Source organism: Paenibacillus sp. RC73, from assembly GCF_044908085.1.
Taxonomy (GTDB): Bacteria; Bacillota; Bacilli; order Paenibacillales; family Paenibacillaceae; genus Paenibacillus; species Paenibacillus terrae_A.
In genome coordinates this window covers 331,616-344,117 of the sequence record NZ_JBIYCV010000005.1, presented here as the reverse complement: position 1 = coordinate 344,117, position 12,502 = coordinate 331,616, and the positions used below count along the sequence as shown (strand labels likewise).

The following is a 12,502-nucleotide window of genomic DNA, read 5'->3' as shown; positions in this document are numbered from 1 at the left end:
GAAGAGAAGAGGCAGGAGTATACTTTAGCCATGTAAATGAAAGCGCAATCAACAAGAAACACATGAGGGGGATATAAACAAATGAAAAAAACTTACAAACGTTGGAGTGCAGCATTGCTAGTGCTTACCATGTCCGTTGGATTGGCCGCTTGTGGCGGGGATAACTCAAGCTCCTCTGAGACGAAGGCGGGAGACGGAACGATCAAATTGAAGGTATATGCGCAGCATTTCGACGCCGATACCACCAAGCCGTTCGATTATGCAGTGGAAGAGCTCAAAAAGGAAATGCCAAACGTCGAGATTGAACTGGATTCTGCTGTTCAGGATGGATACCAGAAGCTGAAGACTTATGCGGCGACGGGAAACATGCCGGATATCTATTTCACGGATTGGCCGACCCTGCAAACTTTGGCGAAATCGAAAAATGTCGAGGTGCTGGACAAATATGACACAACGGCCCGATTCAAGGAGAATCTTAACCCGGGTGTTGAATCGCGTTTAGTAGCTCCAGACAATCATGTGTATGCTTATCCGGATACCGGTATTGAATTCCAGCTTCTCTATTACAATAAGTCGATTTTCGAGAAGGTCGGAATCAAAACGCCAATTAAGACGATAGAGCAGATGGCCGAAGCATCGAAAAAGTTGGAAGCTGCTGGTTATGTGCCCATGTCGATCTTTGCCAAGGAGAAGTGGATTACGACCGCTTTTTATAATGGGTTGGTCACAAGAGAGCAGCCACAAGGATTCGGAGCACTTGATCAGGAAGGTGTAAAAGCCTTGCCGGAAGCGTACGTAACAGCGGCACAACAGATGAAGCAATTGCAGGAAGCCGGATTGTTCGACGCGAACGCCACGAATACCAATTATGACCAGGCATCGTCCCTGTTCTATCAGGGCAAAGCTGCCATGTTCGTGAACGGACAATGGGAAATTTACAGCTCACAGGAAAAGCTGGGCGACCAGGTTGACTGGATGTATTGGCCTGCAAAGGATGAAGAAACCTACGAGAAGTCCAAATACTTCATCGATGGCGCGGGGGCGCCGCAGGGTTATGCAGTATCGCCGAGTAGCAAGAGTAAGGAAACGGCCGTAAAGGTAGCAGCATTCCTTGCAACAAAATCAGCCGAGTACAGATATACCCAACTCGGAAGTCCCATCATTTCGCCTAAGGTCGATAAGCAAATCGCCTCCAATGTTCCAGCAATGATGCAGCGGGTCGCCAAAGAGTTGCTGCCAAACGCCCAGAAATATGCTCAGCTTCTGAGTAATACTAAAATTCAGAACGTAATCAATGACAATACCCAGAATCTGTTAGTGAACGACTTCTCGGCAGAGGATTTTGTGAACAATTTGAACAGTACATTGGAGAAAGAAAACTGAGGAGAAAGAAAACTGATAATCCAGGGACAAGCAACCCTTGGCGGCATAAGTCGCTAGGGGGCTGTTCCGAAGATAAGGGGTGGAAGCAAGACATGAATAAATATTTGGGGAACAAACCGGCGCTGGCACTGTTTCTGCTCCCTGCTTTGATCCTGTACAGTGTGATCCTGATTTATCCGGTTCTGCAGACCGTTCTTCGTAGCTTTTATGATTGGGATGGCCTTAGTACGCCGACCTTTTCGGGATTGAGTAATTACCGGGAGCTGTTCTCCGATCCTCTACTTGCCAATTCGCTTAAGAACGGATTGATCTTTGCAATTGTGCTGGCGGTCTTTCAGATCGGATTGGGAACTCTATTGGCACTGATCTGTGCGGACCCGCGTACGCGCGGGCGGAAAATACTGAAAACGGCTTATTTTATCCCGGTGGTTCTATCTGTAACCGTGGTATGCCAGCTGTGGATCGCAATCTACGACCCGACCCACGGTCTGATCAACCGGCTGTTCGATCTCTTGAATATCCCATATCAGCAAAATTGGCTGAGCTCTCCGACAACATCGATCATTGCCATCGCCTTCGTTAACGCCTGGCAGTTTATGGGGTATCAATTCTCCCTGCTATATGCAGGGGTAAAATCAGTACCCGAGGACTACTTTGAAGCCGCGACGATTGACGGTTGCAGCAAATGGAGGGCGCACCTGCATGTCACGCTTCCTTTAATGAGGGAAACGTACAAATTCTGCTTCATTATTGCGATTACCTCCGGAATAGGTGCCTTTGTGCAAATGCTAATTATGACAAACGGAGGACCTGGTACTACAAACTATACATTGACATTCATGATTTACCGCTATGCCTTTATGGAGAGCAACTATGGCTATGCATGTGCTGTATCCGTGTTGCTTGTGCTGATCTCGCTGCTGGCAACTGTAGTTATCAATAAGGTGTTCAACCGCGGACAAACCGCCTGATAAGGCGTGTATTGAAAAGGAGAACGAAATGAGTAAAACCGCTTTGGGCAAGTTCAGACAAGCTGTCCTGCAGATACCGCTGTGGCTGTATCTGATTGTTTCCGTCTATCCGTTGTTCTGGATGGTTTCCTACTCGTTGAAGAACAATGATGAGATTTTCGTCACCAACCCATTCGGACTACCAATGCATTTTCGTTACGAAAATTATATCAATGCCTGGACGCAATTTAATGTTCCCCGTTACTTTCTGAACAGTCTTGTCGTATCGATGATCTCGACTCTGTTCATCCTTTTGCTGGCTCTGATGTTTGCCTTTGCAGTTGCTCGCATGAGGTGGAGGTTTCGTTCTGCCGTACGGACTTATATGATCATAGGAATGTTTATGCCGCTGCAGGTTATCATGATACCACTGGCCATTCTGGTTCGCGATTTTCACCTTACGAATACGTATGGAGCTCTTATTCTTCCCTATATCGCAATTGGACTTCCTTTCTCGTCAATGGTTTTCTTTGGTTTTCTTGTAGGAATCCCTAAGGAGATCGAAGAGGCGGCATGCATAGATGGAGCTAGTATTTATAGCCTGTTCCTGAAGATCATTTTGCCGCTTGCCTTGCCTGCAATTGCGACTGTAGCCATTTTTCAGTTCTTGAACAACTGGAATGAGTTCACTTTGGCCTATATTCTGATTTCTGATGAGAACATGAAGACCTTGCCGCTAGGCTTGCTTTTCTTCCAGGGCTCCTACAGCACGGATTGGGGGGCCATGGGGGCTGTTATGACTATAGCTTCCCTGCCGATGGTACTTGTCTATCTATTCTTGAGTGAACAAGTGGAGCGGGCGATGACAGTAGGTTCCGCTGTGAAAGGATAAAAGGAATTTGTGCGCAGACTGCCTGGGCTTGAGGATCAGAAAAAGATTATGATGAAAATGTACATGTGATCGTGGGCGATCAATAAAAACTTATATCATTAGCGGAAAAGGACAAGAATTGTATTCATAGCCCATTAGAAGGATTAACTAAAAAAAGAATCATGGATGTGCTAAAGACCAAACACTTGTTGTTTGGTCTTTAGCACACCCACCAATGAGCGGACCTAAGCGGAAGCGGATCCGGCCCATACTGCGCAAGCAAAGACGCCGTTCGTATGCTGACCAAGGCGCGGAAGGTCGATTCCCCGGATAGACATACTGATTGGTCAACATTTAGCCTTCAATATGTTTTTTGGCGGCTTATTTTTGCATACTCGGATCATTGTATATCCGAAATGGATCAGGTTGAAAGCCTTAGGAATCCGCTTGTACAACCGACGAATTCGTGTGGCCTGTCAGTCGTTGTGGAGGGAAAACCGTTCGCACTGGTGCAATGATAATAGCAGCGAACAAGACTTTGACCAGATCCCCGATAATATAAGGATAGAAACCCTGAATCATGGCTTCGGAGAACGACATTTTATAGGCAAAGGCAAGCCAGGGCACACCTGAAACATAGATCAGCATTGAACCGAACAGCTCAAATACGATAAATGCCAGGAAGTAACCGAAGAAGCTTTTCAGTTTGATTCGAGCGAGTAGCCATCCAATCAGGAGAGCGGATATGGGCCACATCATGACGTATCCTCCTGTAGGACCCAGAAGAACGGCCAGCCCTCCGGTTCCATGCAGAAGAGGGAAGCCAAGTGCAGTCAAAATAACGACCAGAGCAATGCTTAGAAAACCGTACAATGGGCCCAGCAATCCTCCAGCCAGCATCACGGCAAGAGTCTGCAATGTAATCGGGACAGGTGAGAAACCGATCGGAATGCTTATGTAACCGAAAAGGACAAGTATGGCTGCCATGAGTGCGCTAAATACAATACCTCGCAAAGATAATTTCATGTTTGAACATTCCTTTCAATTTTGGTAGTCTTATTGTTAACCAAATAAATATAATTAGGTTAACGATTTGGATCGTACCACAAATGAATCAAAAGGGAAAGGACCCATTTGCGATGCAAGACGTTATACCATTAATCACGCTGGAGAATGCTCGTGTTCATTATGAGTCAGAGTCTGGACGTATTCGTAAGGCGGTTGATGGAGTTTCCCTGAGACTGCATGCAGGAGAATGGATCAGTGTTGTAGGAGCCAATGGAAGTGGCAAAAGTACGCTGGCCGGGCTGTTGATTGGGTTCACTCCGTTATCCGGTGGAGCAAGGCAGGCTTCCTCAGAACTTGTCGTTCGTGGAGTCCTGCAGCAGCCTGATGCGCAGGTGCTCGGTGACACCATTGAAGAGGAATTTCATTTCGCCTTATCGCCATTGCTTGGATCCGTAGACGAACAATTACGGCGTAGAGAACACGCATTACATACCGTAGGGCTTGACTTCCCGCCGGGAGCGGCAATCTCACAGCTTTCTGGAGGGCAAAAACAATTGCTCAACATTGCGGTAGCGCTGGCAGCCAAACCGGACGTACTCATTCTGGACGAACCAACAGCCATGCTGGATCCCGGAGCGAGAGAACGAATGGAAGCCATTGTGCATGCCGTTGTCCGCAAGGGGACGGCGGTAATCTGGATTACGCATCATCTGGAAGAAGCCACCTTGTGTGATCGAATCATTGCTATGGAACGAGGACGTTGTGTGTATGACGGAGTGCCTTCGTCCTTCTTTTATGGACGTGAGAAGGAGGTGATCGCTGCCAAAGAAGATGAGCAGCGATCACCTTGTGAGCGACTTGGGCTTGATCCACCTTTCACTGTGCAAACGGCGCTCCTGCTGAAGCAGCAAGGCATGCTTCGGCATGCCACCCCACTGCGACCTGAGCAGCTGGTTAAGGAGGTAGCCTGTTGCATATCGAATTGAATCATTTAAGTGTAGCAGCGCCGGAACCCCATAAACGTGCACTGCTTCAAGATGTGTCCGTTACAATGAACAGTGGGGAAATCACCCTGCTGCTGGGTTGCACAGGGTCGGGAAAAACTACACTGCTGCAAACGATAGCTGGCCTAAAACCACCAAATGAAGGGAGTATTCTGCTGGATGATGAGCCCTTCTGGCAAAACGAAAAAGTGCCGCAGTCTATTCTTTTGCGGATGGGGCTGGTATTTCAATTCCCGGAGCAACAACTGTTTGCCCGCAGCGTTCAGCGTGAATTCGCGTATTCTTTGCGTCCATATCGAATTACCGAGGAGCAAAAAAAACGCCAAATTGCCAGTACCCTTGAACAGTGGGACCCGCCAGCAGGCAAAGAGTCGGAGCGGCGGTTCAATCTGGACAGATCGCCATTTGCACTGAGCGGAGGAGAACGGAGAAAACTTGGTCTTGCATTGGGAACCGCTGTCGAGCCGCATTGGCTGCTTCTGGATGAACCCAGCGCCGGATTGGAAGCGCAAAGTGTAGTGCTTCTGCTCAAAGCGCTGGATCAGCATCGGTATGCAGGTGGGGGAGCCGTTGTGGCTACGCACGACTTGGATACTTTTTTGCCGCGTGCGGATCGGGTTCTTTTGCTTCGGGAAGGGTGTCTGATCGCTGATCTGACGCCCAAAGAAATCCATTCACGGCCAGACCTGCTGGAGCAGGCTGGGCTTGGACTGCCACCTTCCATGCGATTGGCACAGCAATTCGCTGCGGCAGGTATTGAGCTGCCTTTTACCGCATTGACGCCGGAGGAGATGGCTGAACATATCGTTTTTTCCAGGTTACATGGATGGGATGTGGTGCAGGAGGTCAAGTCGGATGATGAGCTGCATGCAGCAGAAAAGATGGAACGGGAAAAGGTGCACACCCATGAATCGGCAACTTCTGCACTGGCTCAAGGTAATGAAGCCGCAGAAATTACTAATCTGGCATCCGCAGACAGCCAGGCAGTTTCAAGCATCGGATTGTACGGTGCCATGGACCCGCGTCTCAAATGGATTTTGTATATTTTGCTCGTGACTGCGTCGATGCTTCAACATCGCTGGCTGGGCCTGTCACTCACATTGGTGCCGGTAGCGCTGGCACTAGCTGCTCTGCCTCGACAAGCTCTGGCTGGCTGCGTGAAGTTAATGAAGCCTCTATTGTTGTTTTTTCTCATATCCACCGCTTTGTCAGGAACAACACTTTCAACAGAAAGGGGCGGTCTCCAGTTCGGTTTCTCCCTGATGCAGGCGGAGGCTACTTTGCTGAATGTGTACCGTTTGTTTATTGTCACCTTGGCCAGTCTCTGGTTTTCGCTGACTACGCCTTATGGACGCATGGTGGAAGGATTGAATTGGGTGCTTGGTGTTGGCAAAAAATTGAGGCTTCCCGTTACCTCGTTTGCACTTGCCGTATCATTAATCTTTCGGTTCATCCCGATGATCTGGAGTGAATGGCAGCGATTCTCGCTGATTGTCCGGGCACGCGGCAAAGCTGCGCTACGACCGAACACGGTGCGGGTGCGGGATCTTGGACCGATGGTGATTCCCTTGCTGTTGTCGCTGTTTCAGCGTGCGGAGGACATGACGATTGCGATGGAAATGCGGAAAGTTAGAGAGCATTCCCTGCTTGGAGCACGTTCCGCCTTGCTGGTATGGTCCAAGCGGGATACGATGATCTGTATCATAGGCTTTATTGTTTTTGCGTTATTTATATCAATTCGGAACCTCTAAAGTGGAAAATTATTGAAACAGAACCAAACCTGAATCAGAGCCTGAAACGCAGTGTTTTTCAAACATCATGCATACATGAATTCGTTTTCGCTCAAAATAAGCTTGCTTTGATCGTCTCAAAGCGGATAGGAGGGGCAACGATGAAGGATAAATTTTTGCAGGAAGAAAGGCAAGAGTATACCGATGTATCTACGGTGGAGTCACAGCGAAATGATCTGGTTCTCGAAGAGTTCCCTGAAGGTCCTTATGGTTCAGCTCTGATGTCTGAATCTCTTGGAAAAAGCTCGCCGTGGAGAGTGGATCAGAGAACCGCGCATCGTTTTGATTATGAAAATCATGAGTTGCATGAGGAGGAAGTTCGGGATTATCCCGGCCAGGACGCTTATGACGAATCTGTTCCCAATAACGTGACCAAACCTCAATACCCAGAATGATTAGTCATGATATGATGTTATAAAATAGATGATAGCCTCCGGCAGGATAATTTTGCCGGGGCTATTTTTAGTTACGATGTTCGAAAACAAACTTTTGCAAATTCCACAATATGGGCTATCATAAGCGCAACCAAAGACGAGTTTATCGAAAAGGAGGGAATTGCATGGATCCCATTTTAAATCAAATTGGTACTGTGAGATATTGGGGTTGCCTTCCGATGGAGGGATTTTATTTGGACATTTGTACATCGTTCCGATGAATGGAACACGTATTGTGCTGGACAGCATAATCTATGCTGAGAATCATAGATACTCATAATATAGAAGAAGCCTATGCATTTATGCAATCTAAAAATGTAAAACATAACGACAGTCATAGTAATACTCAGGCTGTACGGAGTCGCGTCGATACTGTGTTGAAATCGCACAAGTGTTGTTTATTAATGCAATCGCTTACATTTTATAAACATCCGTTCTGTAAAAGGAGGGTATGTCATATGATCACATGTTAGAACCCCAGGAAGTGAAGCTTTGGAATACCAAAGCTGGCCATCATCTAGCGTAAAGGAGAGAGCTCTATGTTAACTGTTATGAAAGAACGCACATGGTTATTGAAAACATGCGAGTCAGTATTCATCGTATTTCTTACAACAATGATTCTGTACGGCATTCTAAGCCCAAATACAGCGAGTGCAGCAACAAGTATTTATACAATCTCGGCTTTTATCAATAGCAGCGAGTCCAATCTGTATAATTAAGTTATTACGAACTAATAAATCGTCCCTTCATTTCCTTATTATTATATGAGCCAGCACTTATATTATATTTATAAGCGAAATGGATGTAAGTATAATGACATTATATTTATACAGATTAATTCAAATGGGGGAATGTATTCATATGAGTTATAATTTGTTTCAACCTGAGATAAGAGAAAATTTGAAGTGGATGAATGAACCCGAGCACTGGGAATACACCAAAGAAGATGGATTGATCATTGATGCACCGGCTAAAGTTGATTTTTTCAAGGATCCTGGAGGAAAGCATGTAGCCCATTCGGCTCCTTTCCTACATCTCCAGGTTGATACGTCATTTCAGCTTACGACACAGCTTCAGGTAGACATGCGTCATCTTTATGATTCAGGGTGCTTAATGTTGATGGCGGACGAGAACAATTGGGCTAAACTATGTTATGAATTTAACGGTGATTATGCTACGATTGTGTCTGTTGTAACAAAGAATGGCTCCTCCGATGATTGTAATTCTGAGCGCGTTGTGGTTGATAACCCACATTTAAGAATCACGAAAATTGGGAGCATTATTTCTTTTTACTATTCGACCGATGGTGAGGATTGGAAATTAGTCCGCTACTTTGGAATGGAAATTTCTGATCAGTTTATAGCAGGTGCACTGGCCCAGTCACCGATGGGATCAGGTTGCAGGGTCAATTTTAAATATTTAAACTTAACGATTCCCAATGAGGATAGCAGGTTTTAGGCATAAAAGAAGTCGCCATTTTGGCGGCTTTTTTTGTTTTAACGATATAAGTTTCTTCTCCGAGTCTCAGGAAAGAGCTTCATTTACTAGAAGTTGTCGAGCAGCCAGGTTTAAAGTACCAAAGAACATAATGATGATCCTGTTCGGAGATCAAAAAAAGATTTGACATGTAATGCGTTACACAAATTACAGTGTAATTGTAGAACATAACGACAATCATCTCATAAAACATCATTCGTTTAAACAAGGGAGACAGCATACTAATGGATAGAAATACTCAAAAAATTGTATTTATCGACATTGATGGGACACTTGTCGGTGATGACGGTATGGTGCCTGAATCGGCACAAAAAGCCTGCAAAATAGCACGCGAGAATGGTCATCTGCTTTATCTGTGTACAGGTCGTTCGAAAGCTGAAATCTACGACGCTATTTGGAATGTCGGATTTGATGGTCTCATTGGAGCAGGAGGGGGATATGTAGAATCCGGAGATGAGATTCTTTATCATAAAAAAGTCACGCCTGAGGATGTTCGGCAAATGGTGGATTTCTTTAATACACATGGAATTGATTTTTATCTGGAGTCCAATTCGGCGCTCTATGCTAGCCAGAAATTAAGACCTCATCTGGAGAGGCGGATCTATGGAGATGTTGAGAACGACCCTGTGGCCAGAGAAAAAATGGAGTGTTCCCCCCACCCATTTATCGCGGGTTTGACATATGGAGAGACTGATTTGTATAAAGACGATGTCAATAAGGTTTGCTTTCTGGAAAGTGATGTACCCTTTGAACGCATCAAGGAAGAATTCCAGGGGAAATTTGAGGTCATCCAGTGCACTGTTCCGATCTTTGGTAAGGACAGTGGGGAAATGATGATTCCTGGTATTCACAAGGCAATCGCCATTGCTGATTTGCTGAATCATTTGGGCCTGCCCCAGGAACAGACGATTGCCATTGGAGATGGGATGAACGATGCTGAGATGCTCGAATATTGCGCCCTAGGCATTGCTATGGGTAATGCAAAGCCGGGTTTGATGGAAATTGCAGATGATATTACTGACAACGTTGAGGAAGATGGATTGTATAAAAGCTTTGTAAAATTCGGTTTGATATTTGAATAATAACCGTGTTTGCCTCTTTGCAAGCGAAGATTATGCAAATTTGGGATATGGACAGGCGCCTATACTCCATAATTGATAGTCATTTATGTACAATCAAAATATAGAATATAATGTAATATTTGGTGTATGTCGATCAGACCCTTCATAAAAAGGAGGAGTTAGCCTATGATCAAAAACATAATGAATTGGGAGACAGACAAGTGAATTAGGAATTAAGCGCATATTTTGTTCCATGAAGCTTGAGGACTTGTCCTCAAGCTTTTTTAGTATCCTCCTTTTCCTCAGGTGCGCTACACCGAACGGCCAGATACCGCTGTGGCTGCTCTGCTGGATGGAAAGATTATCGTAATGGTAAATGGAACTCCAACAATATTGATATGTCCGGGAATTTTTTTTGAATTCCTCGCGTCCAGTGAGGACTACTATCAGCAAACAATCATCATGATATTTATATTGACAAATTTATTTTCGCGATTTTTTAAAGTGAAAAATTACTGTATTTTAACCTTTCCCATAGCATGTATCTGCTTACTTCTCTCGGTTACCATGTACCACGATCAAGCGTCCTTTAACGAAGACGGATACGTGGTTTGGACCTTATTCAATAATCTGGCATACGTTCTTCCTCTACTATTGATCGTAGCCGTCACACTAATTAAAAACCGAATCAACAGAGCTTGACTCAAGCGGCGCTTTAACAAAGACAAGCCCGTGAGTTCAATAATAAAACGAGACATGGAAATCAAAAAATACAACTATTCACATTTCATATTATTCTTGCAGATTACATTTGTATTATTTATAATATATGAATAAGTGCTCATATATTAATTCGATTGTGAATCATCAGAATTTTATAGAGGAGAGGGCAGGTAGATGAGTAAGAAAAGTCACACACACGACCATAATACGGCATGCGAACATGACTGCAACCAACATCATCAACATAATCATTCTAAAGGCAGTGAGCATTCACATGCTCACGGGCAGGGGCATTCCCATAGCCACGGGCATTCTCATGGACATGGAGCGAACAAAAATGCTCTAAAGTTATCATTCTTTTTAATTGCTGGTTATATGATCATTGAATTTATTGGTGGATTACTGACGAACAGCCTGGCACTATTATCTGATGCGGGGCATATGTTGAGTGATGCAGGTGCATTGGGGTTAAGTTATTTGGCGATGACCTGGGGACAACGGCAAGCGAGTATGTCAAAGACGTTTGGATACAAACGATTTGAAGTACTGGCCGCTTTTATAAATGGCTTAGCGCTTGCCCTGATATCGATTTATATTTTCTGGGAAGCTTTCAAACGGCTTTCTGACCCGCCTGGAATCATGACTTCAGGAATGCTGATCATCGCAGTGCTTGGCTTGCTCGTCAATATAGCTGCTGCCTTTATCCTTACGAGGGGAGATACATCTGAAAATCTCAATATTCGCAGTGCCTTTCTACATGTAATAGGGGATTTGTTAGGTTCTGTAGGTGCGATTGTGGCGGCATTGCTGATTATGTTCTTCGGCTGGAATTTGGCTGATCCGATCGCCAGTATTTTGGTGGCGGTTCTGGTGATTATCAGTGCTTATCGGGTAACTCGGGATTCTATTCATATTCTGATGGAAGGTACGCCACTGAATATGAACACAGATCAAATTAAGCAATCCCTGCTTGATCTTGAGTATGTTGTAGAAGTGCACGACCTTCATGTATGGGCGTTATCATCAGATGTTCCGTTGCTGAGTTGCCATATCCTCATTCAAGATCCAAAGTACAGCAGTGTTGTGCTGGAGCGGGCACAGAGGTTGTTGAAAGAACGATACGAGATCAAGCATATTACAATACAGATTGATAGACCGGGAATCCCGTGTCATATTGAACATCATTAGCAAGAAACTCAGAAGAGATCTACGTGATGTGGGTCTCTTCTGCTGTTTCCAGTCCGGGAAATAAATACAGACTAGAATAAGCTACTTTTAGTAGTAAGAAGCAAATGATCGAACTGCTGATTACAAGCGACGAGGAACCTATCTTTAATTGATTGCCGTCAATCAGGGTCTATCTCCCACATAACTATCGAAAATATCACGTTGCTGGTGAAAACTGAACTGGTCGAGTCGGATTCGGGTGCCAACGGAGGTATCGGTTGAAGGGCAGAAAGTGGATATTTCTTTTCTGCACATCATTCATGCAGTGGAAGGCACCGCTTACTGTTCCGAATGCTGTGGGGGTGTTTTTTATGCTTTATCGCCAACTCAGTCTTCTCATAGCACTCTATAGTGATTCTGATTATGACGATAAGTAGTCTAAAAGTAGCATTCTGTGAAGGATATCTCCTTGTATGGCTCCGAAATGCCACCTCATCATTTGCAGTTGAATACAGAGATAAAACAAGAAGAGCGATATTTTCCACCAAAATAGATAATAATATACCCCCTTTCTTGGATTTTTTATCTTTATAATGAAGACGCATCCATAACAA

11 protein-coding genes and 1 pseudogene are annotated in these 12,502 nt (G+C 44.9%); 10 read left to right on the top strand and 2 right to left on the bottom strand.

Going from position 1 to position 12,502, the window contains the following annotated elements; genetic code table 11:
• The first annotated feature begins 81 nt into the window (after nt 1-81).
• The 3 genes from ABH897_RS14660 to ABH897_RS14650 all read left to right on the top strand — a co-directional run bounded on the left by ABH897_RS14660 (nt 82) and on the right by ABH897_RS14650 (nt 3,225).
• Nucleotides 82-1,383, top strand: coding sequence for an ABC transporter substrate-binding protein (locus ABH897_RS14660; protein ID WP_283655937.1), 1,302 nt, complete (start codon nt 82-84; stop codon nt 1,381-1,383).
• A 92-nt stretch (nt 1,384-1,475) separates the two neighbouring features.
• Nucleotides 1,476-2,354, top strand: coding sequence for a carbohydrate ABC transporter permease (locus tag ABH897_RS14655; protein ID WP_283655938.1), 879 nt, complete (start codon nt 1,476-1,478; stop codon nt 2,352-2,354).
• Nucleotides 2,355-2,382: 28 nt separating this feature from the next.
• The gene (locus ABH897_RS14650) at nt 2,383-3,225 is read left to right on the top strand and encodes a carbohydrate ABC transporter permease (RefSeq protein WP_283657895.1); all 843 of its coding nucleotides are present in this window, start codon (nt 2,383-2,385) and stop codon (nt 3,223-3,225) included.
• Between the two features lie 414 nt (nt 3,226-3,639).
• On the opposite strand, the gene ABH897_RS14645 is transcribed toward ABH897_RS14650, so the two are convergent.
• Nucleotides 3,640-4,230, bottom strand: a complete 591-nt coding sequence (locus ABH897_RS14645; RefSeq protein ID WP_283657896.1) for a biotin transporter BioY — start codon at nt 4,228-4,230, stop codon at nt 3,640-3,642.
• A gap of 83 nt (nt 4,231-4,313) precedes the next feature.
• On the opposite strand from ABH897_RS14645, the gene ABH897_RS14640 reads away from it, so the two are divergent.
• From ABH897_RS14640 to ABH897_RS14615, 6 genes and pseudogenes are all read left to right on the top strand, one after another.
• Nucleotides 4,314-5,198, top strand: a complete 885-nt coding sequence (locus ABH897_RS14640; protein ID WP_283657897.1) for an ATP-binding cassette domain-containing protein — start codon at nt 4,314-4,316, stop codon at nt 5,196-5,198.
• On the top strand, nt 5,183-6,967 hold the full coding sequence (locus tag ABH897_RS14635; protein ID WP_404592282.1) for an ATP-binding cassette domain-containing protein: 1,785 nt from the start codon (nt 5,183-5,185) through the stop codon (nt 6,965-6,967). Before ABH897_RS14640 ends, ABH897_RS14635 begins: the two co-directional genes overlap by 16 nt.
• Before the next feature lie 140 nt (nt 6,968-7,107).
• Nucleotides 7,108-7,401 carry a hypothetical protein gene (locus tag ABH897_RS14630; protein ID WP_283655944.1) on the top strand — a complete coding sequence of 98 codons (294 nt, stop codon included), beginning with the start codon at nt 7,108-7,110 and terminating at the stop codon, nt 7,399-7,401.
• 900 nt (nt 7,402-8,301) lie between these two features.
• The gene (locus ABH897_RS14625) at nt 8,302-8,898 is read left to right on the top strand and encodes a DUF1349 domain-containing protein (protein ID WP_404519003.1); all 597 of its coding nucleotides are present in this window, start codon (nt 8,302-8,304) and stop codon (nt 8,896-8,898) included.
• A 263-nt stretch (nt 8,899-9,161) separates the two neighbouring features.
• Nucleotides 9,162-10,019, top strand: coding sequence for a Cof-type HAD-IIB family hydrolase (locus ABH897_RS14620; RefSeq protein WP_404592281.1), 858 nt, complete (start codon nt 9,162-9,164; stop codon nt 10,017-10,019).
• Between the two features lie 267 nt (nt 10,020-10,286).
• Nucleotides 10,287-10,457, top strand: a pseudogene (locus tag ABH897_RS14615) (spore germination protein); the annotation flags it as partial.
• Nucleotides 10,458-10,576: 119 nt separating this feature from the next.
• Here ABH897_RS14615 and ABH897_RS14610 read toward each other — a convergent pair.
• Nucleotides 10,577-10,756: a hypothetical protein gene (locus ABH897_RS14610; protein ID WP_404529608.1), complete on the bottom strand. Its 180-nt coding sequence runs from the start codon at nt 10,754-10,756 to the stop codon at nt 10,577-10,579.
• A 139-nt stretch (nt 10,757-10,895) separates the two neighbouring features.
• On the opposite strand from ABH897_RS14610, the gene ABH897_RS14605 reads away from it, so the two are divergent.
• On the top strand, nt 10,896-11,909 hold the full coding sequence (locus tag ABH897_RS14605; RefSeq protein ID WP_404519001.1) for a cation diffusion facilitator family transporter: 1,014 nt from the start codon (nt 10,896-10,898) through the stop codon (nt 11,907-11,909).
• The last annotated feature ends 593 nt before the right edge of the window (nt 11,910-12,502 follow it).